General features: G+C 63.8%; 24 protein-coding genes. 6 read left to right on the top strand and 18 right to left on the bottom strand.

Translation table 11 applies throughout. The annotated features are described in order from the left end of the window. Positions 1-139: 139 nt before the first annotated feature. The 6 genes from H6A16_RS04705 to H6A16_RS04680 form a co-directional block, all read right to left on the bottom strand. A complete protein-coding gene (locus tag H6A16_RS04705; protein WP_204616582.1) occupies positions 140-412 on the bottom strand; it encodes an HPr family phosphocarrier protein in 273 nt (90 codons plus the stop codon). A 167-nt stretch (positions 413-579) separates the two neighbouring features. Continuing rightward, positions 580-1347, bottom strand: a complete 768-nt coding sequence (locus H6A16_RS04700; protein WP_204616581.1) for an amino acid ABC transporter ATP-binding protein — start codon at positions 1345-1347, stop codon at positions 580-582. Between the two features lie 303 nt (positions 1348-1650). Beyond that, complete coding sequence (locus H6A16_RS04695) at positions 1651-2304, bottom strand: amino acid ABC transporter permease (RefSeq protein ID WP_204616580.1); 654 nt, start codon at positions 2302-2304, stop codon at positions 1651-1653. A 78-nt stretch (positions 2305-2382) separates the two neighbouring features. Beyond that, a complete protein-coding gene (locus H6A16_RS04690) occupies positions 2383-3231 on the bottom strand; it encodes a transporter substrate-binding domain-containing protein (protein WP_204616579.1) in 849 nt (282 codons plus the stop codon). A gap of 157 nt (positions 3232-3388) precedes the next feature. Next, the gene (locus H6A16_RS10995) at positions 3389-4858 is read right to left on the bottom strand and encodes an S-layer homology domain-containing protein (RefSeq protein ID WP_204616578.1); all 1470 of its coding nucleotides are present in this window, start codon (positions 4856-4858) and stop codon (positions 3389-3391) included. A gap of 635 nt (positions 4859-5493) precedes the next feature. Next, entirely contained in the window at positions 5494-6537 is a 1044-nt protein-coding gene (locus H6A16_RS04680; protein WP_204616575.1) for a branched-chain amino acid aminotransferase, read from the bottom strand. Positions 6538-6808: 271 nt separating this feature from the next. Here H6A16_RS04680 and cysE point away from each other — a divergent pair, with 271 nt between their 5' ends. Then, positions 6809-7528: a serine O-acetyltransferase gene (cysE, locus tag H6A16_RS04675; RefSeq protein ID WP_204616573.1), complete on the top strand. Its 720-nt coding sequence runs from the start codon at positions 6809-6811 to the stop codon at positions 7526-7528. Between the two features lie 59 nt (positions 7529-7587). Here the strand turns inward: cysE and H6A16_RS04670 are convergent, their stop codons facing one another. Continuing rightward, positions 7588-8226 (bottom strand): DedA family protein, encoded by a 639-nt coding sequence (locus H6A16_RS04670; RefSeq protein WP_204616571.1) that lies wholly within the window; start codon positions 8224-8226, stop codon positions 7588-7590. Positions 8227-8399: 173 nt separating this feature from the next. On the opposite strand from H6A16_RS04670, the gene H6A16_RS04665 reads away from it, so the two are divergent. The 3 genes from H6A16_RS04665 to H6A16_RS04655 all read left to right on the top strand — a co-directional run bounded on the left by H6A16_RS04665 (position 8400) and on the right by H6A16_RS04655 (position 10964). Then, entirely contained in the window at positions 8400-9239 is an 840-nt protein-coding gene (locus tag H6A16_RS04665) for an alpha/beta hydrolase (protein WP_204616569.1), read from the top strand. A 91-nt stretch (positions 9240-9330) separates the two neighbouring features. Continuing rightward, positions 9331-10218: an alpha/beta hydrolase gene (locus H6A16_RS04660; protein ID WP_204616567.1), complete on the top strand. Its 888-nt coding sequence runs from the start codon at positions 9331-9333 to the stop codon at positions 10216-10218. Between the two features lie 176 nt (positions 10219-10394). Continuing rightward, positions 10395-10964: an NAD(P)H-dependent oxidoreductase gene (locus H6A16_RS04655; RefSeq protein WP_204616566.1), complete on the top strand. Its 570-nt coding sequence runs from the start codon at positions 10395-10397 to the stop codon at positions 10962-10964. 97 nt (positions 10965-11061) lie between these two features. Here the strand turns inward: H6A16_RS04655 and H6A16_RS04650 are convergent, their stop codons facing one another. From H6A16_RS04650 to H6A16_RS04620, 7 genes are all read right to left on the bottom strand, one after another. Then, on the bottom strand, positions 11062-13002 hold the full coding sequence (locus H6A16_RS04650) for an ABC transporter ATP-binding protein (RefSeq protein ID WP_239458209.1): 1941 nt from the start codon (positions 13000-13002) through the stop codon (positions 11062-11064). Then, positions 12992-14749: an ABC transporter ATP-binding protein gene (locus H6A16_RS04645; protein ID WP_204616565.1), complete on the bottom strand. Its 1758-nt coding sequence runs from the start codon at positions 14747-14749 to the stop codon at positions 12992-12994. The genes H6A16_RS04650 and H6A16_RS04645 overlap by 11 nt, the downstream gene beginning before the upstream one ends. After that, positions 14746-15330, bottom strand: coding sequence for a MarR family winged helix-turn-helix transcriptional regulator (locus H6A16_RS04640; protein ID WP_204616564.1), 585 nt, complete (start codon positions 15328-15330; stop codon positions 14746-14748). Before H6A16_RS04640 ends, H6A16_RS04645 begins: the two co-directional genes overlap by 4 nt. Positions 15331-15507: 177 nt before the next feature. Next, positions 15508-15813 (bottom strand): CDP-alcohol phosphatidyltransferase, encoded by a 306-nt coding sequence (locus H6A16_RS04635; RefSeq protein WP_204616563.1) that lies wholly within the window; start codon positions 15811-15813, stop codon positions 15508-15510. 591 nt (positions 15814-16404) lie between these two features. Then, positions 16405-17436, bottom strand: a complete 1032-nt coding sequence (locus tag H6A16_RS04630) for a helix-turn-helix transcriptional regulator (protein WP_204616562.1) — start codon at positions 17434-17436, stop codon at positions 16405-16407. A 212-nt stretch (positions 17437-17648) separates the two neighbouring features. Beyond that, entirely contained in the window at positions 17649-18746 is a 1098-nt protein-coding gene (locus H6A16_RS04625) for an ATP-binding protein (RefSeq protein WP_204616560.1), read from the bottom strand. 192 nt (positions 18747-18938) lie between these two features. After that, positions 18939-19991, bottom strand: a complete 1053-nt coding sequence (locus H6A16_RS04620) for a YeiH family protein (protein ID WP_204616558.1) — start codon at positions 19989-19991, stop codon at positions 18939-18941. A 141-nt stretch (positions 19992-20132) separates the two neighbouring features. Between H6A16_RS04620 and H6A16_RS04615 the strand changes: the two genes are divergently transcribed. Both H6A16_RS04615 and H6A16_RS04610 read left to right on the top strand, forming a co-directional pair. Beyond that, a complete protein-coding gene (locus H6A16_RS04615; RefSeq protein ID WP_204616556.1) occupies positions 20133-21020 on the top strand; it encodes a LysR family transcriptional regulator in 888 nt (295 codons plus the stop codon). Between the two features lie 113 nt (positions 21021-21133). Further along, positions 21134-21586 (top strand): C-GCAxxG-C-C family protein, encoded by a 453-nt coding sequence (locus H6A16_RS04610; RefSeq protein ID WP_204616553.1) that lies wholly within the window; start codon positions 21134-21136, stop codon positions 21584-21586. A 117-nt stretch (positions 21587-21703) separates the two neighbouring features. On the opposite strand, the gene H6A16_RS04605 is transcribed toward H6A16_RS04610, so the two are convergent. The 4 genes from H6A16_RS04605 to H6A16_RS04590 form a co-directional block, all read right to left on the bottom strand. After that, positions 21704-22414 (bottom strand): L-ribulose-5-phosphate 4-epimerase, encoded by a 711-nt coding sequence (locus H6A16_RS04605; protein ID WP_275052351.1) that lies wholly within the window; start codon positions 22412-22414, stop codon positions 21704-21706. A 123-nt stretch (positions 22415-22537) separates the two neighbouring features. After that, entirely contained in the window at positions 22538-24139 is a 1602-nt protein-coding gene (locus tag H6A16_RS04600; RefSeq protein ID WP_239458208.1) for a xylulokinase, read from the bottom strand. Positions 24140-24256: 117 nt separating this feature from the next. After that, complete coding sequence (araA, locus tag H6A16_RS04595) at positions 24257-25753, bottom strand: L-arabinose isomerase (protein ID WP_204616549.1); 1497 nt, start codon at positions 25751-25753, stop codon at positions 24257-24259. Between the two features lie 213 nt (positions 25754-25966). Next, the gene (locus H6A16_RS04590) at positions 25967-26938 is read right to left on the bottom strand and encodes an ABC transporter permease (protein WP_204616547.1); all 972 of its coding nucleotides are present in this window, start codon (positions 26936-26938) and stop codon (positions 25967-25969) included. Between the last annotated feature and the right edge of the window lie 6 nt (positions 26939-26944).

The following is a 26944-nucleotide window of genomic DNA, read 5'->3' as shown; positions in this document are numbered from 1 at the left end:
GACTCGCATCCATCTTACAGGACCACAGCGAACGCGGGCTCGCGAACCCGGGAAGGCGGCGCGCACGGCAAGCGGGGCGCCCCGGCCTTGCCAGGACGCCCCTCTGTTCCCCATCGGATGTCGATGATGGCCTTGCGCGCTACTCGCCGCAGCCGTTCATCACGAAGTCGACGAGCGCGTGGACGGCTTCCTGCTCGTCCTCGCCCTCGGCGGTGATGACGATCTGGGACCCGCAGGCCAGGCCCTGGGTCATGAGGGCGAGCATGCTCTTGGCGCTCACGCCGCCGCCCTCGGCGCCGACCTTCTTGACGGTGATGTCGGACGAGAAGCCCGACGCCATCTTGCAGAACATCGAAGCAGGACGAGCGTGAAGGCCCGTGGCGTTGACGATGGTGGTCTCCTCAGAATACATGGAATGCTCCTTCGCTGTTACGTGTGCGGATGGCGGACGGGGCAACGTTCCCGCGCGCCACTGCGCACTATGATATACCGACTGGGCGCGCTGCACGCGCATCGTGGCATAGCGCCACGACGGCATCCGCGCTGCGCGGCCCTCCGGCTGTGCCGGCCGATGAGCTTTTACCCGCTGAAGCGCGCCAGGAACGCGCGAGTGCGCTCCTGCTTGGGATTTCCAAGAACGTCGGCGGGGGCGCCCTCCTCCACGATCATGCCGCCGTCCATGAAGACGACGCGGTCGGCGACATCGCGGGCGAACGACATCTCGTGCGTGACGATGATCATGGTGATGTCCTCGGCGGCGAGCTGGCGGATGACCTTGAGCACCTCGCCGGTGAGCTCGGGGTCCAGCGCGCTCGTGGGCTCGTCGAAGAAGAGGATATCCGGGTTGAGCGCTAGGGCGCGGGCGATGCTCGCGCGCTGCTGCTGGCCGCCCGAGAGCTGGCAGGGGACCTTGTCCTCGTTGCCCGTGAGGCCCATCTTGTCGATGAGCGTGCGGGCCTCGCGCTCGACCTCCGCGCGGTCGCGCTTCTGGACCGCGATGGGCGCGTCCATGATGTTGCGCAGCACGCTCATGTGCGGGAACAGGTTGTAGCTCTGGAACACGAGGCCGAACCTGCTCTTGGCCGCACGCATGGCGTCGCCCTTGAGGTAGGAGACCTTGCCATCGGGCGAGGTCTGCGCAACCGTGAGGTCGCCGTAGCGCAGGGTGCCGCTGTCGATCTGCTCGAGCGTGGTGGCGCAGCGCAGAAGCGTCGACTTGCCGCCGCCCGACGGGCCGATGATGGCCACGACCTCGCCAGGCTGCACCGCCAGCGAGATGTCGCGCAGCACGACGTTCTCGCCGAACGCCTTGCTCACATGCTCCATTGCAAAGACCGGCTCTGCCATGTCTATCTCCTTAACAACAATCCATACCCGAAAACATGACAGTTAGGACGGGGCCCTGTGTCATGTTTTGAACCTGGCCGGCACCCTCATCCCGAAAACATGACAGTGGGCCCCGTCCTAACTGTCATAAAAACCCCGTAGGTAGAGTACTCAGTCAGCGAGCGGCTGTCTGGCGAGGCAGATCGCCTTGAAAGAGGAGGGCATAGGCCTTCGGGCCATGCCCGACGATTGAAAGGCGAGGTGCCCGCCAGACAGCCGCGCAGCGTCGACCCAGTTCCGGCGTTCGTAGAACGCCGGAACTACTCAGTCGTGGTAGTAGTCGAGCTTCTTCTCCAGCCGGCCGATGACGACTTCGACCAGGAAGTTGAAGATCCAGTAGAACACCGCGGAGATGGCGAAGGGCACCATGCTGACCTGCGAGGCGACGAGCGCCTTGGCGGTGGAGAACATCTCCGCCACGCCGATGGCGAAGGCGAGCGAGGTGTCCTTCACGAGGGTGATGACCTCGTTGCCCATGGAGGGCAGGATTCGCTTGACCACCTGCGGCAGCACGATGCGCACGAAGGTCTGGGCGCGCGAGTAGCCCAGCACCTCGGCCGCCTCGTACTGGCCGCGCGGAATGGACTGGATGCCGCTGCGGTAGATCTCCGCGAAATACGCCGCGTAGTTGACGATGAACGCCACGATGCACGCCTGCCACTTGGAGTCGGGCGTGAGCTCGATGCCGAACACGTAGTACGGCGCGAAGTAGATCGCAAACATCTGCAGCATGAGCGGGGTGCCGCGCATGATGGAGATGTAGATGCGGGCAAGGGTGCGCAGCGGCCCGAACTTGCTCATGCGCGCCAGGGCAATCGGCACGGCAAGCGGGATCGAGCCGACAAGCGTCAGCACGAAGATCTGGATCGTCGTGCCGAAGCCCTCTAGCAGCATGCCTATCATGGTCGTGATGTCCATGCGTTCCCTTTCAAGCAAAACGATGGGAAACCGGGTGACCCCGATTTCCCATCGACCGTCGATATCACAGGACGACGCTTACTCGAGCACCCAGTTCTCGTAGGAGATGCCGTACTCGGCGTACTTGTCGCAGAGCTCCTTGATGGTGCCGTCCTCGTCCATGGCCTTGAGCGTTTCGGTCACGGTGTCGGCCAGCTTCTGGCTGCCCTTCTTGAAGCCGACGGCGTAGTGCTCCTCCGAAAGCATCTCGGGCAGCTGGACGTAGGCGTCGGGCTTCGCGGACATCTGGTACTCAGCGATGGAGAGGTCGCACGCCACGGCATCGACGGCACCGGACTCGAGCTGCATGAAGGCCGTGTTGTACTCGCCGATCTGCTCGAGCGAGGCGAACGTGGAGGCGAGGTCGGCTGCGGAACCCTCGAGCACGTCGAGCGCGGCGGAGTCGACCTGCGTGATCACGGTCTTGCCGGCGAGGTCGTCGAAGCTCTTGATGCCGCTATCGGCCTTCACGACGATGACCTGGCCGTTGAGCATATAGGGGCTCGAGAAGGTGTAGTCGTCCTCGCGGCCCTCCATGGTGAAGCCGTTCCAGATGCAGGTGATGGCACCGGAATCGAGCAGAGTGTCCTTGGCGTCCCAGTCGATGGGCTCGAGCTCGACCTCCCAGCCGTTGCGCTCGGCGACCTCGGCGGCAAGGTCGAGGTCGAAACCGGTGAACTCACCGTCATCGCCCACGAAGCCGTAGGGCGGGTAGGACTGGTCGAAACCAACGGTAAACGTCGTGATGTCGGCGGAGGTATCCTCCGCGACGGTATCGGTATCGGCGGGGTCATCGGCAGCAGGGCTGCCGCCGCACGCGGCAAGCGCCAGCGCGCCCACGAGGGCAAACGTCGCGGCAACTGGCGCGAACAGGCGATTCTTCTTCATGGTCAACCTTCCCTATCACGTTCCACGCCTCGCTGCCGCACATGGCAACGAGGCGCTCCTTTGCAACGGCATCCACTTTACTATGGTGGAGTATTCTCGGCAAGTCTCATTTTGTGCAGAACGGGCGCTTGCGCGCCCGCTCCACCGCATCGCTCGCCTAGATCAGATCCTCGTCAAGACAGTTCTTCATGATCACAGCCATCTGCGCGCGCGTCGTCGGCGTCGTCGGCAGCGCATAACGAGCCCCCTGCTGCTCAGAGCCGTTGATCACACCCTGGTCGATAGCCCACTGCATGTTGTCGACAGCCCAAGAGCTCGTCAGCGCCCAGTCGCGCATGCTGTAGAACTTCGAGGTGTCCACCGAGCTGCCCGGCGTGCGCGCGATATTCGCAACGACGCTCGCCAGCTGCTCGCGCGTCACGTACTCGCCCACGCCGAAGCGCACGTACACGCCAGCCGCGTTCTGATAGCCCTTCATATAGCCCTTCGAGACCGCCCAGTTTACGGCGTCGGCGTAGTACGCACCCTGATTGACATCGGCAAAGCTGCAGCCAGGCGCCTTGCTCCCGTTGCCCAGGATGTTATACAGAACGACGGCAGCGTCCTCGCGGCGGATGGCATCGTTCGTGCCGAAGAAGTTGGTGCCGGAGTAGCCGCGCATGTAGCCGTGCTCGTACATGTACTCGACGGCATCGTAGTACCACAGCCCCTTAACCACATCGGCGAACGGCAGCGAACCCGACGCCGCCTCGTCCTCGGCGATGTAGGCGAGGCAGGTGGCGCGCTCGCGCTCGTAGCGGCTCGCGTAGCTCGACGCGTACGTGTAGTCGTAGGTGTAGACGCCGCGCACCACCGAATCGCACAGGGCGTTCACGAACTGGCGGTCGGTCATGGAGTTCGACAGGTTGGCGTCGCGGAAGAACTTCTGGCAGCCGCCCGAGCCGAACAGGTTGCACAAGCCCCAAGCGAGGCCCTTCACGCAGTCGGCGCGACCGGAGATATCGATACCGAACGTGTTCTTCAGGATGTTCTGCACGGGCAGGTAATACTCCTGGTAGGCATAGGCATCCTGAAGCGCGGAAAACTCGTTGGGATCCGCTTGGTACGCGGCGTGCCAGGCGTTTTCCGCCAGCTGGCCGATCTCGGTCAGCCGCTGTGTCGCGCTGTCGTAGATGGCGGCATTCATGAGCTCGTCGCCGCGCGCGATCACCGGCCCGAACATGGCGTACTTCGTCGGGTTGTACGCGTAGACCTCCTCCATGAACGACACGAGGGAGTAACGGCGGTCGAACTGGTAGAAGCCCATGGCGTTGTAGCCGTCGCCATAGCTGAAGCCCTGGTTGTAGTTGGAGCCGCTCTCGTTTTCGGCAAAATACTTCATCTCGCTGGAAAGCGCCTGGGGCGCCAAGCGGGCCGAGCGCGCAGACAACATCGAGATAGCCGGGTCGTCGGCGGGCGCCTCCTCGTAATCGAGAGCGCGATCGTAGTCGCCCGGCGCGGGAAGGGCGGCGGCCTGCTCGGTTGCCGCTGCGGGCGCCTCGTCTGCAAAAACGGCCGCCGGCGCGAGCAGCGCGGCAGAGCAGGCAAGGGTCAGTCCGGCAACGAAAGCACGATGTTGTAGGGTCACGGGTTCCTCCAAGGTTCTGCGTCCCTGATCAGGGAAGGTGCGATTCGAGTACATATGCGCCAGAGCGCAAGAGGCTGTATGAGATTATGCCGTGCGCAACCTGCGCAGACAACGGATTCACAGGGAATTCCAAGCTATGCGCTGCTGGCGGGCCGGCGTGCAGGGCGGGGCGCCGGCCCGGCCCGCCTCAGCGCCAAGGCGCGAGCGCGGCGCTGAGGCCGACCGCATGACCCGCAAACCGGATGAAAACGCCCTTGCAGCACCGGCGGGAAACAGTCGGGATCAAAAACGCGACTTTTGAGAGGGTTACATTATAAATTACAGGACGTTACTTATTAAATGTATAGCGGGAACCGGTCTACCTGCGCTTATTGCACCAAGCATGTATAGAATTCGAGGCTTTTCCTAGCTTCTTAATCCTACCATCTCGATAGGAGGTCTCAAAAGTCGCGGATTTGATCCCTGCCCTATGCTGCACCGTTTTCGGAGGGCAAGCCGTCTGCATAAAACTCGCCCAACGTGCCCGCATCCCGTATAGATGGATTGCGCGGCCATCGCAAAGGGCCCGGGCGGCCGGTTCAAACCGGCCGCCCGGGCCCCAAAGCACATTCATATGTTTAGAAAGCCCGCTTTGGCTAGCAGATCTCGACGACCCAGCCCTCGGGACCCTCGATCTCGCCGGCCTGGATGGCGGTCAGCGTCTCGCGGAGCTTCTTCATCACGGGGCCGACCTCCTCCATGCCGCTCGCGAAGACGATCTCCTCGTCGCCGTTGACGACCTTGCCGACCGGGCTGATGACGGCCGCGGTGCCGCACATGCCGCACTCGACGAAGTCGCCGGCCTCGACCTCGGTGAACTTCACCGGGCGCTCGACGACGGTCATGCCGAGCATATCCTTGGCAACCTGCACGAGGCTGCGGCGCGTGATGGAGGGCAGGATGGAGTTCGTCGCGGACTGCGGAACCACGAGCGTGCCGTCCTTGTCGACGAACAGGAAGTTCGCGCCACCGGACTCCTCGACGAACGTATGGGTCTGCGGGTCGAGGAACATGTTGTCCGCGAAGCCCTCGGCGTGCGCCTGCACGCTCGGGTACAGGGACATGGCGTAGTTGAGGCCCGCCTTGATGGCACCGGTGCCGTGGGGCGCAGCGCGATCGTACTCGGGAACCTTGACGGCCACGGGCTTGACGCCGCCGGAGTAGTACGGACCGACGGGCGTCACGAGGATGCGGAACTGGTACTCGTCGGCAGGTGCGACGCCGATGACCTCACCGGTCGCGACCATGAACGGGCGGATGTAGAGCGTGGCGCCCGAGCCGAACGGCGGCACCCATGCCTCGTTCGCCTTGACGACCATCTTCACGGCCTCGAGGAACTTGTCCTCGGGGAACGGGGGCATGACGATGCGGCGCGCGGAGTCGGCCATGCGGCTGGCGTTGAGGTCGGGGCGGAAGCAGACGATCTTGCCGTCCTTGGTGGTGTAGGCCTTGAGGCCCTCGAAGACCTCCTGGCAGTAGTGGAAGATGCCCGCGCACTCGGAAAGCGTGAGGCTGTGGTTGGTGGTGAGACCGCCCTCCTCCCAAGCGCCGTCCTTGTAGTTGCAGACGTAGCTGTAATCGGTGGGACGGTACGCGAAGCCGATGTTGCCCCAGTCGATATCCTTCTTCTCCACTGCCATGGGGATCCTCCTTGCCCGATAGGTCTGCCGGTCCGTGCGCCGGCAAAAAGCGGAGTTGCCCGCAACGGGCCCCGCTCTTACGATTTCTGAACGATTCTACTCCCCTACGGTGGAGTGCCCGACAGAGTTTTCCGTTTTGATACACAGCGGCACGCAGGGCAGCCGCGCACGCTTGCCCGCCTTCCGGCCTCTCCGTTGCCGTCGTGTTAATCCTAGCGTTTCGCTCAGGTTTCGCTATACTGGTCGCATTCGACGACAGAGGAGAGCCGCCATGGGCTTCATCACCACCATCAAAGAGGACATCGCAACCGTCAAGCGCAACGACCCCGCCGCGCAGAACGGTTTCGTCATCTTTCTGTCCTACCCCGGGTTGCACGCCAAGTGGGCGCACACGCCCGAGCACTGGCTGTGGAACCACGGCGCGCGCAGCCTGGCGCGCATCCTCTCGCAGATCACGCGCTTCATGACCGGTGTCGAGATCCACCCGGCCGCACAGCTCGGACGCCGGTTCTTCATCGACCACGCCATGGGCGTCGTCATCGGCGAGACCACCATCGTGGGCGACGACTGCACCCTCTACCAGGGCGTCACGCTCGGCGGCACGGGCAACGAGGTGGGCAAGCGCCACCCGACGCTCGGCAACAACGTCACCGTGGGCAGCGGCGCCAAGGTGCTCGGCAACATCACGATCGGCGACAACGTGCGCATCGGCGGCAATTCCGTCGTGGTCAAGGACGTGCCGTCCGACTCGACCGTCGTCGGCGTGCCGGGACGCGTCGTGCGGCGCAACGGGTGCCGCGTCATGACGGAGAGCTTCGACGCCAAGCGGCACCGCGAGAACATGCCCGACCCGGTCGAGGAGGCGTCGCGCATGAACCGCGAGGGCATCGTGGGCAACGCCCGGCGCATCCGCGAGCTTGAGCAGCAGGTAAGCGAGCTCACGGCTCTGGTACGCGAGCTCGCCGACAAGAGCGGCGCGACCAACGCATAAAAAAGGGCGGACCGTTCGGCCCGCCCGAAAGCATCTTGAATCCTGCGGAAACGCAGCGCCTACCGCTGCGTCTTTCCCTCGCGCAGGTTGGGGATGATGCGCTTGACGACCCAGAACGCGACCACGATGACCGCGATGACGATGATCACGATCTTCACGATGTCCGAGAAGCCCTCGACCTGCGCGGTCACGGTCTCCCAGGCACCGCCCGCGGCATAGCCCAGGCTGCACAGCACGGTGTTCCACACTGCCGAGCCGACCAGCGTGTACAGCGTGAAGCGCACGACGTTCATCTTGGCCGTACCCGCCGGGATGGAGATAAGGCTGCGCACAACCGGGATGCAGCGGCACAGCAGCACGGTGATCTGGCCGCGGCGGTCGAACCAGCCGATGGCCTTGGACACGTCATCGGACTTGAAGCCGAGCAGGCGCATGGCCTTGGTGTCGAAGAACGTCTCGAGGCGGTCCTGCGACAGCAGGCGACCGACGCCGTAGAGGACGAACGCGCCCACGACCGAGCCGATGGTGGCCGACACGATCACAAGCGGCAGCTGCATACTGGTCTGGATGACCAGGAATCCCGAAAGGGGAAGGATGAGCTCGCTGGGGATGGGCGGGAACACGTTCTCGAAAAAGATGAGGCCGAACACCGCGAGATAGCCGAACTGGCTGATAAAGGAAAAGAATGCGTCTTCCATGAACGCCTTTCCGCATCGTCGTCATTGCAGGGTAGATGATAATCGCTGCCGCTCGCCACACCGCGTTATGCATCGGAAACGCAGATATGCCCACTTTCAGGACGGAGATGGTTCCGGGCATCGCTTAACCTATACTGGTTGGGTTTGTAAACGACTACGGATAAGGGGGCCCCATGGCTAGCATCAGCGTCGACTACTATTCCTCTTCGCTCATGCGCACGACCACGCTGAACGTCATCCTGCCGTTCGACAACCCGAACGACGCCTGGGCGGTCGACGCCAACCTGCGCCGTGACCCGAACAACTGGGACGCCGCGCCCTACCCGCCGAAGAAGGCGCCGTTCCGCACGCTCATCCTCCTGCACGGCATCAACGGCAACCACACCGACATCATCTCGGAGACCCGCATCACCAAGTGGGCCACCGACCACCAGATCGCCGTCGTCATGCCCTCGGGCTATAACGCGTTCTACGTCGACAGCCCCGAGACGCACAACTACTTCGGCCGCTTCGTGGGCCTCGAGCTGCCCAACGTCGTGCGCCGCATGTTCCCGCTGTCTGAGCGCCGCGAGGACATGTTCATCGGCGGCATCTCCATGGGTGCCTACGGCGCGCTGCGCAACGGCTTCAAGTACGCCGAGAACTTCGGCGCGATCATCGCCCTGTCCAGCGCCATGATCATCGACAACTTCGACGCGCTCATCCGCGACGAGCCGTTCTTCCTGTCGCGCCCCTTCCTGGAGTCCACGTTCGGCGACCTCAACCAGGTCATCGACTCCGATAAGGACCCGGCGCGCCTGGCCGCCGACGTCGTGTACTGCGACCGCCCGCGCCCACGCGTCTTCATGGCCTGGGGCAACCAGGACCCGCTGGCGCAGCCCAACCGCGTGCTGGCGGCGCGCCTGCGCGGCACGGGCATCGAGGTCGAGCAGCGCGAGTTCGCCGGCGGCCACGACTGGGACTTCTGGAACCAGGCGCTACCCCAAGCGCTCGATTGGCTGCCGAGGGGGTAGCTTCGCCGAAACGCCGCGCACCGCGAGAACATCATCGGGTATAAAAGGGAATGTTCGACTCCACGAGCTGTCTGTGAGGGAGAGATCTGTAATGGCCTTGCTCAAAGTCGATTTCTACTCCAACTACCTCCAGCGTAACGTTCTGCTCACTGCCGTCGTCCCGGTCGACAAGATGGACGGCAACAAGCGTGCCAAGCGCCGTCAGGGGCCGTACCGCACCATGTACCTGCTGCACGGCCTGTTCGGCCGCGACTACGACTGGATCGACAAGACCCATGTCGTGGAGACCGCCGAGGCGCGCGACGTCGTGGTCATCATGCCTTCCGGCGAGGACGGCCTGTACCTCGACAAGCCCGAGATCAACGAGTGGCACGGCAAGTTCATCAGCGAGGAGCTCGTGGACGTGACGCGCCATCTGTTCCCGCTTTCGCGCAAGCGCGAGGACACCTGCCTGGCCGGCATCTCCATCGGCGCGTACACCGCGCTCGTGAACGGCCTTTTGCGCCCGGACCGCTTCGGCAGCATCGTGGCGCTGTCCGGCGCGTTCATGCGCGACCGCATCATGGACGCCGTCGAGTCTCATAGCCCCCGCAAGCGCAAGTACTACGCGCGCTGGTTTGGCGACCTCGACACGGTCATCGGCAGCGAGAAGGATTACGTCGCGTTGATCGACCGCTTCAAGGAGGACCCGAGCCTGCCCAAGCCCAAGTTCTACGGCGCGTGCGGCGAGCACGACAACCTGTGCGAAAACAACCGCGAGGTCGTCGAGCTGCTGAAGGAGGCCGACTTCGACGTGACGTACTGGGAGCCCGAGATCGGCAGCCACGAGTGGCCGTTCTGGAACGCGTGGATCGACTGCGCGCTCGATTGGTACGCGCCCGGCGAGATGAAGCCGAGCTCGGCGGATGTGGACTACTCGGGGCTCACGACCCTGCGTCCACCCGATGAGGGCACGTTCGTGCTGAAGGACGAAGAGTAGCGACAAGGGCGGCCCTACGGGGTCGCCCTTTTGCTTTGGAGCTGTCGCGGGCAAGCGGCGCGGCGCGCTGTTAACGGAACGGTTGCCGCTGGGCATTGGATGCCGGCGGGGCCAACGCGCTGATAAACTGTAGCCCACCTTCGACACGCCCCGCATCGCCCGCAAAGGAGCAACCCATGGACAACCGCGTTCTCGTAATCGTCGCCCACCCCGATCTTGCCGGCACGAGCCGCGTGCACAAGCGCTGGGTCGCCGAGCTCGCGAAGCACCCCGACGAGTTCGTGGTGCGCGACCTGTACGCTCTCTACCCCGACGGCACGCTCGACGAGGCGGCCATCGAGGCGGAGCACGCCCTGCTGGACGAGCACGACACCATCGTGTTCCAGTTCCCCGTGTACTGGTACAGCTCGCCGGCGCTGCTGCGCACCTGGACCGATGCGGTCTACGGCTTCGGCTGGGCCTACGGTGGCGATCAGGCGGCTCCGGGCGAGCTGGGGCGCAAGCTCGCGGGTAAGCACTTCGCCCTCGCGCTAAGTGCAGGCGATATCGAGGCCAACTATTGCGAGGCGGGCACCGTGGGCTTCACCTACAGCCAGATCATCATCCCCTTCCGCGCCACGGCCAACTACGTGGGCGCCACCTGCGACCCCGAGCCGTTCGTGCTCTCCGGCACCGAAAACGGCTTGACCGACGAGGAGCTCGAGGCGAACACGACGGCCTATGTGGAGTGGCTGCGTGCACTGTGACATCTAGGACAAGTTTGTACCTGGCACCATCTTGTCGCATGAAAACGGCCGCCCCGCGGGGCGGCCGTTTTCATGCCAGTGGGAACCGTCCTAGATGTCACATGAACTGGGAGTTGTAGAGGGTGGCGTAGGCACCGCCCTCGGCGAGCAGCTCCGCGTGCGTGCCCTGCTCGATGATCGTGCCCGCATTCATCACCAGGATGAGGTCGGCGTCGACGATCGTCGACAGGCGATGCGCGATCACGAAACTCGTGCGGCCGGCCATGAGGTTTTCCATCGCGTGCACGATGGCGTGCTCGGTGCGCGTGTCGACGCTCGAGGTCGCCTCGTCCAAGATGAGGATCTTGGGGTCGGTCAGAATCGTGCGCGCGATGGTGAGCAACTGCCGCTGACCCTGGCTGATGTTCTCCGCATCGTTTGCCACATGCGTGTCATAGCCCGCCGGCATGGTGCGCACGAAGAAGTCCACGTGGGCCATCTTGGCCGCCTCGATGATCTCCTCGCGCGTGGCGTCGGGCTTGCCATAGGCGATGTTCTCGGCGATCGTGCCGTCGAACAGCCAGGCATCCTGCAGCACCATGCCGAAGTTCTGGCGCAGCTCGGCGCGGCTCATCGCATGCGTGTCCACGCCGTCGAGCGTGATGCGCCCGCCATCGATCTCGTAGAAGCGCATGAGCAGGTTGATGAGCGTCGTCTTGCCGGCGCCCGTCGCGCCCACGATGGCGATCTTCTGACCGGGCTCCGCCTTGAACGACACGTCGTACATGAGCGGCTTTTCGGTCGTGTAACCGAAGCGCACGTGCTCGAACGCGACGCGGCCGTGCACGGGCTGAATCACATGCTGTGCGAGCTCGGGCGACGGATCGGACTCGATCTCGGGCTCATCCAGGATGTCGAACACGCGCTCCACCGAGGCCAGCGCGCTCTGCAGCGTGTTCACCGTCATCGACATCTGCGTCATGGGCTCGGACGCCTGCATGATGTACTGGAAGAACGCCTGGAACGTGCCGACCGTCAGACGCCCGCCGATGAGCATGGCGCAGCCGATCATGGCGATGACCACCTGGGCCACGCGCCCGACGAAGCGGATGCCCGGACCGGCGGCGTTCGTGAAGAAGTCCGCCTTGCGGCTCGCGTCGGCCAGCTTGTCGGAAAGCCGGTGGATGTCGGCCGAGCTCGCCTGTTCGCGGTTGAACGAGCGAATGATGATGCGGCCGCTGTAGGCCTCCTCCACCGCGCCGGTGAGATGACCGACCCACATCTGGCGCTCGGCCGCAAGCTTGAGGTTCTTGCCGGCGGCAAAGCGCGTAAGGCCGATGGCCACGGCCGAGAACACCAGGAAGATGCAGGCGAGCAGCGGGCTGTACACGAACATCATGATGATGGCGCCGATGATGCTGCCAACCGCCGTGAACAGGCGCAGAAGGCCGGTCTGGAGAACCTCGGACATCTTGTCGAGGTCGTTCGTGGCGCGGCTCACGATCTCGCCCGGCTTATGGGCGTCGAAAAACGCCAGCGGCAGGCGGTTGAGCTTGCTTGCGATGCGGTTGCGCAGCGCGAGGTTCAGCTTTTCGGCGAAGCCGGCCATCGTGAAGGTCTGCGTGGCGTAGAAGGCGAAAGCAGCCGTCCACACGCCCAGGTACACGGCGATCTCGTACCCGCCGTGCTCCCAGGTCACCGCGAAATCGCGACCCTGCGCGAAGGCCGCCTGGATCTCGGTCCACAGCGCGTCGATCACGTGCGCCGAGAACGCCGGCGCCGCCACGCTGAACACGGTGTAGCACACCACCGACACGAGCACGATGGCGAAGCGCCAGCGCTGACCGGCGGCCTCGGCCCACAGGCGCCGCACGGTCGCGACCGTGTCGCGCGGGACCTCAGGCTGATCGTCGTCATCGCCGCCCAGGCCCAGCGCCTCGCGGGCACGGGCCTCGTGCTCGGCCTCGAGGCGGTCGTTCTCGTCGAACTCCGACATGCCGGCGGCCTCGGGGGCCTCGGGGGCATCCATCTTGTTGGCATCGAGCTTGTTATCGGCCATCGTTCTCGCCTCCCTTCATCTGCGAATCCGCGATGGCGCGGTACACCTCGCACGTCTCCATGAGCTCCTCGTGCGTGCCGAGGCCCTGGATCACGCCGTCTTTGAGCACGACAATCTGGCCGGCGTGCAGGATGGTGGAGATGCGCTGCGCGATGATGAGCACCGCGGCGTTGCGCGTCTCGGGCTTGAGCGCGCGGCGCAGCGCCGCATCGGTCTTGAAGTCGAGCGCCGAGAAGCTGTCGTCGAAGATATACAGGTCGGCGCGCTTCATGATGGCACGCGCGATCGACAGGCGCTGGCGCTGGCCGCCCGAGAAGTTCGTGCCGCCCTGCGCCACCTTGGCATCGAGGCGATCGGTCTGCTCGTAGACGAACTCGGCCTGAGCGACGTCCAGGGCATGACGCATCTCGACCTCGGTGGCGTCCTCGTTACCAAAGCGCAGGTTGCTCGCGATGGTGCCGCTGAACAGCCAGGCCTTCTGCGGCACGTAGGCGATGCGCCCGCGCAGCTCCGCCTGGGTCATGTCGCGTACGTCGCGCCCGCAGAAGCGAACCGATCCCTGCGTGACGTCGTGGAAGCGCAGCAGCAGCTTGGCCACGGTCGACTTGCCCGATCCCGTGGAGCCGATGATGGCCGTGGTCTGACCGCGGCGGCACACGAAGTCGAGGTCGTGCAGGGTGTCCTCATCGGCATCGGAGAAGCGAAACGACGCGTGGTCGAAGGCTGCCACGATGTCGGATGCGTCGGCGCCCTCGGCTTGTGCGGCGTCCGCGCGCGCCGCCCGGCCCTCCGGGTCGGCGATCTCGGGCGTCAGGTTGATGACCTCGGCCGCGCGGTCCAGGCATGCCTTGGCGCGCGGCAGGGTGAGCGCCACCATCTGCGCCGCCATGATGTAAAACAGGATGAGCATGGCGTACTCGAGCACCGCCGAGATGCTCGCGATCTCCATGGCGTGAACGCCCACGCGGTCGCCGCCGAGCCACAACACGGCGACCTCGGTGATGTTCATGAGAAAGAAGCTCGCCGCGTCCACGCCCGCGAACATCATGTTCACCTTGATGGCCGACGACGCGTAATCGGAAAACACCTCGTCCAGGCGGCGCTCCTCGTGGCGCTCCTTCGTGAAGGCGCGGATCACGCGCACGCCGATGATGCTCTCGCGCAACACGACGTTCATGCGGTCGATCAGCTCCTGCAGGCGCATGAAGATGGGAGCGGCGTTCTTGATGGTGATGCCCGCGATAACCAAAACGACCGCGGTGACCGCAGCGAGCAGCAGGCCCATCTGCCAGTCGATCATGCAGGCCATGATGATGCCCACCACGCACAAAAACGGCAGCGGCAGCACCATCTGGATCGTCGCGATGATCGATTGCTGCACCACGTTGATGTCGTTCAGCGAGCGCGTGATCATCGAGCCGGTGCCGAACCGCTCGAAATCGCTGCTCGAGAACTTGAGCGAGCTGTCGTAGATCGCGTTTCGGATGTCGCGGCCCACGGTGCTCGCCAGACGGGCGGCCAGGTACGCGCCAGTCAGCGCGCCGCCGCTCGCAAGCACCGAGGCGCCCAGCATGAACAGGCCTCCGCTCACGATGTGGTCCATGCTGCCGGAACCGATGCCCTCGTTGACCATATTGGCCAGCATGGTCGGCACAAGCAGCGTGCCCGTGTTGTCGAGCAGAAGCACCAGAAGCGTTACCGCGACCAGCGCCTTATGGGGCGCCAAGAACCTCAGCAGCAACCTCATGCCATCTCCCCTTTCCCGTTCTCCGCGATTTCCGTATCGGCCAGCACGTGACCCGCCTGCGCGAACTCGCCCTCAAGATTGCCCAGCTCGGCGACGAGCGCATCGGTGTAGGCGCGCGCCAGGTTGAGCAACATGGCGCGGTCGTTCGGCGCCAGCGTGCAGAACGCGCGGCGCTCCGCCTCCTGCCCGGGCCTGATATAGCAATCTGTAAAGGCCCTGCCGGCTTCGGTGAGGTGCACCACCTTGTTCTTCCGGCTACCCTCGGCAAAGGCGAGCACGATCAGGCCGCGCGCCTCGAGCGACTTGATGGCCGAGTTGATCGTCTGCTTGCTGTAGGCCCACGAATCGGTGAGCGCGCGCAGGGCCAGCGAGCCACCCGCGCGCTCGATGTCGTACATCATCCAGTACGCGCAGCTCGAAAGGCCGCAGCGCCGCGCGAACTCGTAGTAGATGCGATCTGCCTGCTTGTAGAGGTAGTCGAACTCCCGCGGGTCATCGGGCACCGCATTCGAATCGAGCAGCATAGCCTCTGGCGCATTCGCGCACTCGGACGCGTTGCCGCCGCTGGACATCTCCCCCATGACACCTCCCGAAACCTTGCACTTCCGTGTATCAGCAGGCTATGTTAGTCCGATTTCGGATAAAGGTCAACGTGGGGCTAATCCGCCGACTGCTCGAGACAAGAAAGCACCCGCCGGCGCGATAGATCCGGCGGGTGCTTGGGGGAAAGGCGATATCAGACGCTCGTGCGTCGTTCGCTACTGCTGCCATCCCTCCTGGATGGACTCGTAGAACACGGCGGAGTCGCACAGGTCGTGCAGGCTCTTGCCGTCGCGCCAAGGAAGCTCCACGAGCTCGGACAGGGTGGTAACCAGCTCAGAGCAGTCGGTGAAGCGACCCTTCTCGTTCAGCTTCGAGCAGTCCTGTACGCGCCAATAACCATCGGTGTGCGTGATATAGTACTGATCGCCGTCAATATCCATAAACACACGAGTCTTGGAGCGCAGGTAACCGAGGAGCTCCTCGAAGCTCAGGGATATCGTCTCGTCAGCCTTCAGTCCCATGATGGCCTCCTAGCTGTCGGGCGCCTTATCGGCGCGGTTTACTTACCGTTACAACCAGTAAACCCGCACTCGTGCATATCTATACGATGAAATAGGTAGGCGGTGGAGAACTTTGGAGCAGCGGCCGTTCTGCACGTTTTGCGCACACGCCGATGTGCCGCGGCGGTCGACTGCCCGCCGAGCTACTTCGGCACCGCAGGTGGGCGCCCGCCCCCTGCCATCCCGCGCGAAAGACCTCGCGACGCCTCGCGCAAGCCTCGCCCGCGCGCCATTTGGGCAATTCGATCTTGGTCGTGGCAAGAAATGTAACTTGAGCATTTTTGGGAGCAGTTTACTGACCCTCTAAAGCGGCCATTTTCGACAGATTTCTTACCATACGGTCAAAACGACAGTCTCAGTCAGCCCCTCGGAAGCTCTCCGCGCCTGAATCCGCCCAGATTGGCGCCCCTCAAAAATGCTCAAGTTACATTTCTTGCCAAGCGGTGCTCAAAAGCTGCCGGGTACCAGCGTCGAAACAGGGAACGACGCGGGAAAACGGCATCCTCGCGCCCCGGGGCGCCACACCATGCGGGCGCCCCGAGGCGAAGCGGCCTACTCCTGCCCGCCGAATGCCTTCATGAGAATGGAAACGATGCCGCAGAGCATGCCGCCGATGGGCCACGCGACCCAGAACCACGCCGACGAGGTGCCCAGCGGGTTGAACTCATCCGGATTCGGCGATGCGAGCACCGGGGCGAACAGCAGGACGAAGGCGACGATGGTCGCCACGATCATGATGGCGCCACACACCGCGCCGATCTTCTGGTCGCGGCTCTTGGCGGCAAGCAGAGCCTCACGGTGCTCGTCGTCCAACTGCGCGTTGGCGATATCCTCGACCTCGAGCTCCTCTGCGACCGAGCGGTTGTATTCCGCCACGTTCACGCGGCCGAGCAGCATACCGTAGTGCACGATGTTCCACACGCCGAGCGCGATGAAGAACAGCAGGAAGAACAGGGCAATGTTTTCCGCCGTCTTTTCAAGCATGAGCATGCAGCCGATGCCCGCGAAGATGCACGCGATTCCCGCTATGACGCCGCCCGAAAACGACTTGCGTGCGCGCAGGCGGTCGTCGTCGGTGTAGAAATCCTCGATGAACGGGTGTGCTTTCTGAAAGGCGGCGTGCTCCATCCCGGCGGGGATCAGAAACGCAAGGCCGCCGAGGATGCTCGCGAGCACGATGATGACGAACAGGCCGTCGCGTCCGTTCCAGGACGCGAGCTCGATGGCGCCCTCGAAGAACAGGCCGATCGCAATGCCCAGAAGGATGATCGCCACACCCGTGGGAACCTTCCACGCCATCATGCGCTGGTGCTCGTCGTAGCCGCAGACGTCGGTCGGCGGACCGGCGGGGATAGACGCCGCCTCGGGCTCGGGCGCGCGGCCGGTCAGGTCGCCCTGCACGAGGTCGTCGAGCGTGCACTCGAAGATCTGGCAGAGCTTGAGGAGCTTGTCCATCTCGGGATAGCTCTTCTCGGCCTCCCACTTGGTTACGGACTGGCGGGACACGCCGAGCAGCATGGCAAGCTGCTCTTGCGTCATGTTGCGCGTGGCGCGCAGGTGCTGGAGGTTATCGCGGAAGCTCATGGCGAGGCCTTTCGGTTGGTGCTGTCTTGCTTGCCGGCACCTCCAGTATGCGGGCGCCGCGAACCTCATTCTACCAACCGCAGGGCTGCAATTTGGGGCAAAACGCAGGCAACCGCCAGGCGCCTGATGGTTGCTTTTCGCAGGTAGACATAGCTGTTACAGACGGCGGGGCCATTTCGGAGACGCGCCTTACCGTACACCGCGTGCGAGCATCATCCGCGCCGGAGATACGAATCGAGATACGGGACCGCATACCGTACGTATCCACGTCGAACCTGCTCTATTACTCCCGCGTCCAACAGGCGACGACGGTATTTTTGGGCATAATCCTGCGTCACGCCCATGCGCGCAGCGATGTTTGCGATCCTGCTCTCGCCTTCATCATCCACCATGCACTCCAGAAAATCCCGATCGCGATCCGACAGCGCGGAAAGCGTCGTTGAACACACGTCACACTCGTAATCCCGCTGCGCCATTTCGAGGGCATCCCTTACGGAATCGTCGTCGATGGCGCCGTCCTCATCAGCCCTTGTCACTACGTTATGACCTACAAGCTGGAGCATATAAGGAGATCCGCCTGTCTTTTCGGCAAGCAGGTGCCTTGTGTCGCCGTCTATGCTGATGCCAAGCTGGCTAAACACCCGCGCGAAATACGAATCCACATCGCTCAGATGAAGCGGACCAAGGTGCAAGCGCTGCGCACGGTTGAGAAACGTCAGGACCTTGTCATTCAACGTCTCGGAAACTGCCCCTGGCAAGCCCGCCAAAACCAGCGACACATTGAGGCCCTCCCCGATCATTTCCTGATACACGGCAACGAGCTGACGCACTTCGGGCGAGTTGGCTTGAAGCTCGTCGACCAGAATGAGCGTTCCGTGACCTTGTTGCGTTAACCTGCGAGCCAGTTGCGTCAGTTTGTATTGAAACGATTTGCCTTCCTGAACCTCACGCGTGAACTCCAGGCCGACCGAAAACCCAAGCGCACCGATGCTTCCACCGGTGATTTTTGCGGAAGCACTCGGCACGAACCGCTTCCCGCTGTCCTGGATTTTCTCTACGATACGGCCGAGCATAGCTTCCGAGGCGATCGTTGGCGATGCCACGGCGTATCCAAGCTCCGTCGCTCGCCCTGCAAGCTCCCAAAGCAAGACCGTCTTTCCACTTCCTCGCTGGCCCAACAGGACAACAGAGCGCTCCCTGCTCCCCGGTCTGCTCTCCAAGCCTTCAAGAAGTTCCCTGACTGTGTCCTCACGACCCACAAGATAGGTAGGCCGGTTGCCAAACGATGGAGAAAAGACCGTATCTCGCATATCCAACTCCTCTCGCTTTTCCTTTTTTTCCTATTCTTTCCTTTTTTTCCTAAAAGTCAACGCATACCGTATGACCAGCAGAAACTCCCCCAGTTAGACCGACGCCCGGAACCTCGATCGCGAGGCGCCGGGCGTCGTGTATCAATTGAGTCATACGACTGTGCGCAGATGTGGCTTCCTCGTTGGCGAGCCCTACCAGATTCCCAGGACGTGCTGCATGCCCAGGCTCACGAGCGTGATGGCCACCCAGCAGATGAGGCCCATGAGGATCGGCTTGCCGCCCGTGCGCACAAGCTTCACGATGTTCGTGTTGAAACCGATGGCGGCCATGGCCATGATGATGAAGAACTTCGAGAGCTCCTTGATGGGCGCGGTCACCGCGGACGGCAGGGCGAACACCGTGGTGATGACGCTCGCCAGCACGAAGAAGATGATGAAGAACGGGAAGATCTTCTTGAGGTCGAAGGTACCGGCCGCCTGGCCGCTGCCCTTCCCTGCCTCCGCTGCGCGCTTGGCCTGGCGCACCTGCCAGAAGGCGAGCGCAAGCGTGATGGGGATGATGGCCAACGTGCGCGTAAGCTTGACGATGGTCGCGGAGTCGAGCGTGTTGGCACCGGCGTGCATGCCGTCCCACGCAGCGGCGGCCGCCGTCACCGAAGAGGTGTCGTTCACCGCCGTGCCCGCGAACAGGCCGAAGCCCTCGTTGGATAGACCGAGCATGCCGCCGAGCGTCGGGAAGACGAGCGCCGCGATGACGTTGAACAGGAAGATGACGCTGATGGCCTGCGCGATCTCCTCGTCGTCGGCGTCGATGACCGGAGCCGTCGCCGCGATGGCCGAGCCGCCGCAGATGGAGGAGCCCACGCCGATGAGCGTCGAGATCTTGCTCGGGATGTTGAGCGCGCGGCACAAGACGAACGACACGACGAGCGACGTGGTGATGGTCGAGATGATGATCGGCAGCGACATTGTGCCGACCTGGGCGATCTGCGCCAGGTTGAGGCCGAAGCCGAGCAGGATCACCGCGTACTGGAGGACCTTCTTCGACGTGAACTTGATGCCCGACTGAAGCGGCGCGCCGGCGCGCTCGGGCACCACGAGCGCAAGCACCATGCCGATGAGGATGGCGAACACCGGGCCGCCGATCACCTCGAACTGCTTGCCGAGCAGCCACGCCGGCACCGCGATGACCAGCGCAAACAGCACACCCTTCCACATCGAGCCGAAGTTTTTGACCAATTCCATATCGCGCATCCTTTCGTTGGCGACGTATCTGCTGCCCATATGCTATACGCTGTGGTTATAATGATTCCTAACCGTTTACTTATAGACTGATAAGTATTCGTGATGTGAAAAAACCTCGAGCCTTATTTCACGGGAGGCGGGATGCTGGACTTTCGGGCGCATACGTTTCTGGAGGTTTACCGGCAGCGCAGCTACACGCGCGCAGCGGGGGCGCTCCACATCACGCAACCCGCAGTCTCGCAGCATGTGCGGCAGCTCGAGCGGCACTACGGCTGCACGCTGTTTGCCAAGACGGGCCGCGGCGTCGAGCCGACAGCCGCAGGCGAGACCCTCTATCGGGCGCTCGACGCCATGGAAAACGACGGGACGCGGCTGCAAGCCGAGCTTGATGCACTCGCCTCTGCCGGTGCCGCGCGGCCGCCCCTGCGCTTCGGCTGCACGCGTACGGTGGCCGACTTCGTCGCGCCCCGCCTTCTGGCCACGCATCTGGGCCGCCATCCCGATGAGCACATCCTCATGCACACGGGCAACACAGCGGAGCTCGTGTCGCTCATCGATCGCGGGACCATCGATTTCGCGCTGGTGGAGGGGTCGTTTGACCGGAAGGCGTTCGACAGCGCGGTCTTTTCACGCGAGCCATATATCGCCGTGATGGCACCCGCCGCGACGCCCCCTGAACGGCCTGCGACCATTCGCGACCTGCTCGGACGGCGGCTCATCCTGCGCGAGCCAGGCTCCGGAACCCGTGAGATCCTCGAGAAGCACCTGGCCGCACGCGACCTTCTGACGAGCGACTTCGCCGGCACCATCGAGCTTGCAAGCATCCCCGCCATCAAGGCATGCGTCGCCGCAGGAGCGGGCATCAGCTTCCTCTATCGCGCCGCCGTCGAGCAAGAGCTCGCCGCAGGAGAGCTCGTCGACATCACGCCTGAGGACTTTGCGATCGAGCACGACTTCGCCCTCATCTGGCAGCGCGGAAGCCGCTACGCCGAGCGCCATCGCGCCCTCCTGCGCGCTTGGAAGGCTTAAGCGCCGCGGCGTCGCAAACCCGCGAGCGTATGTCGCCTGCCGATTCGCCGCCAAACAGGTATCGTGTACTACAGACATCACCTGCAGGCATACAGCTCAGAATAGGAGAACCAATGCGCGACCAGGTAAGCATCAGCGCCATCGAGAGCGCGGCGCGCCATAACAACCAACCGGGGCCGAATCACATGAACTGCGGCGAGTCGGTCATCGCCGCCCTGTGGGATGCCTTCGAGCCCGACTTCCCGCGCGCCGTCGTGGCCGCGGGCGCCGGCATGGGCGCGGGCATCGGAGGCTCGGGCTGCATCTGCGGCGCGCTTGCCGGGGGCGTGGCCTTCCTCGGCCTCATGTTGGAGACCAAAGAGCGCACCAAGCCCGTCGCCGCCGAGCTGCACGACGCGTTTTGCGCCGGCACCGGCAGGCGCACGCCGTGCTGCCGCGTCCTCACCCGCGGCATGGAGTGGACGAGTCCCGAGCGCATCGCCCAATGCCAGGACCACTGCGCGTTCGCGGCCACCGAGGCGGCCCGCATCCTCTGCCGCGAACTCAGCATCCAGCTCGAAGCCTAATGAAAGTTAGGGGACAGGTTCCAAACTTTCGCACAGATACGCCCCGCCTCGCAAAACGAGCGAGGCGGGGCGCTAAAGGCTATCGATGAAAGTTTGGGGCCTGTCCCCTAACTTTCACTAGTGGGCGCCGCCCTGGCCGTAGTAGGCGTTGGGGCCATGCTTGCGCATGTAGTGCTTGTCCTGCAGGTACTGCGGAGCGGGCTCCACGCCGGGCTTGAGCATCTCGGTGCGGGTGGCCATCTTGCAGACCTCGTCGAGCACGACCGCGTGGTAGACGGCCTGCGCGGCGTCCTTACCCCAGCTGAAGGGGCCATGGTTGCGCACGAGCACCGCGGGCACGGCGACCGGGTCGATGTCGCGCTCGGTGAAGCCCTCATAGATCACCTTGCCGGTGTTGAGCTCGTAGGCCTCCTCGATCTCGGCCTCGGTCAGGCCGCGCATACACGGGATGGGGCCGTAGAAGTAGTCGGCATGGGTGGTGCCGTAGGCGGGCACGTCGCGGCCGGCCTGGGCCCACGAAACGGCCCACGAGGAGTGCGTGTGCACCACGCCGCCGATCTTATCGCCCCACTTCTGATAGAGGTAGGCGTGGGTTGCGGTATCGGAAGAAGGATTGAGATCGCCCTCGACGACCTTGCCCTCGAGGTCGCACACGACCATGTTCTCGGGCGACAGCTCGTCGTAATCGACGCCGGACGGCTTGATGACGAACAGGCCGCTCTCGCGATCGAACTCAGAGGCATTGCCCCAGGTGAACACGACGAGGCCGTGCTTGGGAAGGTCCATATTGGCCTCGTATACCTTCTCGCGAAGCTCTTTCAGCATCATGAGCGGAAATCCTTTCTGGCGACAAGTTTGTACCTGGCACCATCTTGTCGGATAGTGAGGCGGCCGCCGGGCGGGAAAGCGTCTAGTATAGGCGCCCGGCGGCCGCGGAAGGGGTGGCAGCGCTTACGCGAACGCCTTCTCGGCAGCCTTCTCGGCCTCGTTGGCCTTCTTGAAGGTCGCGAGGAACGCGCGGTAGCCCTCGACGTCGGCCGGATCGGGCTCGAGCGTCGTGCCCTCCATATCGGCGAACACCTTGTTGTTCAGGTAGTCGGCAAGGCTCTCGCCATCCTCGTGCCACGCCATGTAGGCGGCGGCGACGGCCTGGCCCCAGGCGCCGCCCTCGCCAGCGGTGGCCATAACGGTCACCGGGGCCTCGAGTGCGGCGGCAAGCAGGCTCTGGGCGACCTTCGGGGTCTTGAAGATGCCGCCGTGGCCGTAGAGCTTGTCGATCTTGACGTCCTCAGCGCGCAGCGCCTCGTTGCCGGCGGCCAGCGCGCCGAAGGCGGCCATGATGTTCATACGCATGAAGTTGGCGATGCTGAACTTGGAATTCTGGCCGCGCAGGACCATGGGGTAGCCGGTCTGGACGCCCATGACGGTCTCGCCGGAGATGAACGGGATGGACACGAGGCCGCCCGCGTCCTTATCGCCCTCGAGCGCGGCGTTGAAGAGCTTCACGAAGGCGTCGCCCTTGTCCACGTCGGCACCCATGAGCGACGCGAAGTCGCACAGCAGGTTGACCCAGCCGTTGATGTCGGAGGTGCAGTTGTTGCAGTGCACCATGGCGACGGGGTCGCCCACCGGGGTGGTCACGAGGTCGATCTCGGGAGCCGTGGCGTCCTTGAGCGCATGCTCGAGGACGATCATCGAGAACACCGAGGTGCCGGCGGACACGTTACCGGTGCGCGGCGCGATGGAGTTGGTGGCGATCATGCCGGTGCCGGCGTCGCCCTCGGGCGGGCAGACGGGGCAGCCGGGCTCGAGGTCGCCATCGGGGTCGAGGAGCTTGGCGCCCTCAGCGGTCAGATGGCCGGCGCACTCGCCCGCGACCAGAATTCTGGGCAGCAGGTCCTCGACCTTCCAGGCAACGCCCTTGGAAGCCACGAGCTCGTCGAACTTGGCGAGCATGGCGGCGTCGTAGTCGTGCGTCTCGGAGTCGATGGGGAACATGCCGGAGGCGTCGCCGATCGAGAGCACCTTCTCGCCCGTGAGGCGCCAGTGCGCGAAGCCGGCGAGCGTGGTGAAGAAGTCGATCTTGTCCACATGCTCCTCGCCGCCGAGCACGGCCTGGTAGATGTGGGAGACGCTCCAGCGCTCCGGGGTGTGGAACGCGAAGAGGTCGGACAGCTCGTGAGCGGCCTCGGTCGTGGTGGTGTTGCGCCAGGTGCGGAACGGCACGAGCAGGTTGCCCTCGGCGTCGAACGGCAGGTAGCCGTGCATCATGGCAGAGATGCCCAGCGCGCCGACCTTGGTCAGCGTCACGCCGTACTTCTCGGCCACATCGGCCTTGCACGCGGCGTAGGCAGCGGCGAGACCGGCGAAGATCTCGTCCTCGCTGTAGGTCCAGTAGCCGTCGACCAGGGAGTTCTCCCAATCGAACGCACCGATGGCGATGGGCTCGTTGTCGGACGCCACGAGCACCGCCTTGATGCGGGTCGAACCGTACTCGATGCCCAGCGCGGTAGCACCGGATTCGATGTCGGCTACGATCTGTTCTTTCGTCATGGCCATGAGCCTCTCCTTTTTAAGAAGAAGGCCGCGCCCCGACGGGGCGGGACGCGGCCGATGATACCTGACAAGTTTGTACCTGGCCCCAAGTTGTCGGGCGGTACGAGCTTGCGATTAGCGGTAATACACCTCGCCGAGCTTCAGGTCGCGCTTGAAGTCACGGATGTTGGTGTTGGCGTCGATGACCACGCTCTCGATGCCCATGGCGTCGGCCCAGTCGATCATCTGATCGGCGGTGAGGTCATAGGAGAACGCGGTGTGATGCGCGCCGCCCGCGTAGATCCAGGCCTCGGTGCCAACCTTGAGGTTGGGGCGCGGGGTCCAGAACACGGTGCCGGTGGGGAGCATCGGCATGGGCTTCTCGACCTTCTTGCAGTCGACGTCCTGGATAATCAGGCGGAAGCGGTTGCCCAGGTCGACAAGGGAGGTGGCGATGGCCGGGCCGGTCTTGGCGGTGAAGATCAGGCGCGCCGGATCCTCGCGGTCGCCCATGGACAGCGGCGTGGCGCGGATGGCGATGGGGCCCTCGGCCACGGACGGATCGACCTCGGACATGTGGGACTCGAGGATGCCCTCCTTGCCCGGAACCAAGTTGTAGGTGTAGTCCTCCATGAGGGCGGAACCCTTGGCGTTGGGGTCGCCGGCGGTCATGACCTTCATGAGGCGGACCATAGCCGGGGTCTTCCAGTCGCCCTCGGGGCCGAAGCCGTAGCCCTTCTGCATGAGGCGCTGGATGGCGAGCGACGGAAGCTGCTTCAGGCCGCCCAGATCGCCGAAGTGATCGGAGAAGGCGTTGTAGTTGTGGTCGACCAGGAAGCGCTCGATACCGATCTCCTGCTGGGCCTGGACCTCGACGTGACGACGGAACTCCTCCGGGTCACGGCCGTCGAGAACGAGCTCGTAAGTGTCGTAGTACTCGTCGGTGAGGGCACGGACCTCGTCGGGCGTGACGGCCTCGACGTAGGGCACCAGGTCGTTGATGGGCCAAGCGTCGACGGTCCAGCCGAAGACCTGCTGGGCCTCGATCTTGTCGCCGTCGGTCACGGCAACGTTGCGCATGGTGTCGGCGAAGCGGCACACGCGGATGTTGCGGCTCTCGTTGATGCCGACCGCGACGCGCTGCCACTGACCGAGCTCGGCCAGGGCGGCCTCGTCCTTCCAGTAGCCGAAGACGACCTTGTGGTCCCAGCGCATACGGGCGAAGATGTGGCCGAACTCACGCTCGCCATGGGCTGCCTGATTCTCGTTCATGAAGTCCATGTCGATGGTGTCGTACGGGATCTCCTCGTTGTACTGCGTCGCGAACTGGCACAGCGGCTTGCGGAGGTCACGCAGGCCGGCGATGTAGTTCTTGGAGGGCGAGAAGGTGTGGGCCCAGGTGATGATACCGGCGCACTCGGGATCCATGTTGGCCTCGTTGAAGGTGGCCTGGATGACGTCGGCGGTCAGCAGGTTGGGCTTGAGCACGACCTCGAAGGGGATGAGCGGGCTGGCGTTCAGCGCGGCGACGACCTCGGCGGAGTGCTCGGCAACGTGCTGCAGAACCTCGTCACCGTACAGGTCCTGGGTGCAGGGGCAGAAATAGAACTTGTACTTCTTGATCTCGAGCATAGTGTTGGTTCTCCTTGCTCTAGAGATGTATAGAACAGATCGTGACAGTTAGGACGGTTCCAGCTGTCACAATTCCCCGCCTGGTGTGCGGCAGCGCGCAACAGCGGCTATGCCGCGGGGCGCTGCCGCCAAAGTATGACAGTGGACCCCGTCCTAACTGTCATGCTCGGCGAGGGAAGCGGGAGCCGGGCGTGCCCGGCCCCCGCCACGACGCTATTTGATGACTTGGTTAGCCGCGCGCTCGGAGAAGACGGCGACCATGATGACGAACACGATACCGAGGATCAGCTGCTGGATCTCGGTGGTGAAGCCAAGCATGACCAGGCCGCGCTGGAGCACGAGGTAGGACAGGACGCCGGTGACCACGCTGGAGAAGCGGGAGCGGGCGCCGCCGTTGATGGGCATGCCGCCGAGAACCAGGGCGATAAGGATCTGGGTCTCGAGCATGTTGCCGGCCTGCGATGTAACCGAACCGATGCGGATGGCGTTGATGAGCGCGGCAAAGCCGGTGATGGCGCCAGCGACGACATAGATGATGATCTTGGTGCGCTGGACGTTGATGCCGGCGAAGCGGGCACCGGTCTCAGAGGCGCCGATAGCCTTGAGGTTCGAGCCGAGCGCCGTGAAGTGCAGCACCAGGTAGGCGATGACGAGCACCACGACGACGATACCGATCAGCAGCGGGGTGTTGGTGGCGAGCGCCGTCAGGTAGGTGGCGGCGTACACCGGGCTCGAGGTGGTGATGTAGGCGATGATGCCGCGAAGCAGGAACATCATGCACATCGTGACCACGAACGACTGAACCTGGCCCTTGACGTGGAAAATCGCGTTGATCAGGCCGATGGCCGCGCCGGTGGCCATGCCGCCGACGATGGCGAGGATCGGGTTGTACTGCGACAGGAAGCAGACCACGGCGCAGGACAGACCCATCATGGAACCCTGGGAGAAGTCCAGGCAGCCCATGGACATGATCATGTAGACGCCCACGGTGGCGATCATGAGGGTGAAGCCACCGGAGATGATCAGGGTGATGTTACGCGGCGTGATCAGCGCACCGCCCGTCAGGATGGCGAAGATCGCGACGATCGCCACGAAGCTGATAATGGGCAAGTAGCTCTTGATCTGGTGCCAGTCGAATTTCTTCTCCTGGACCTCGGCCGCAGCCTTCGTATTACTAGAAGCCATCTGTTT

The organism is Collinsella tanakaei (genome assembly GCF_016900375.1).
In the GTDB taxonomy this organism is placed as follows: Bacteria; Actinomycetota; Coriobacteriia; order Coriobacteriales; family Coriobacteriaceae; genus Collinsella.
This window is presented reverse-complemented; position numbering and strand designations above follow the sequence as displayed.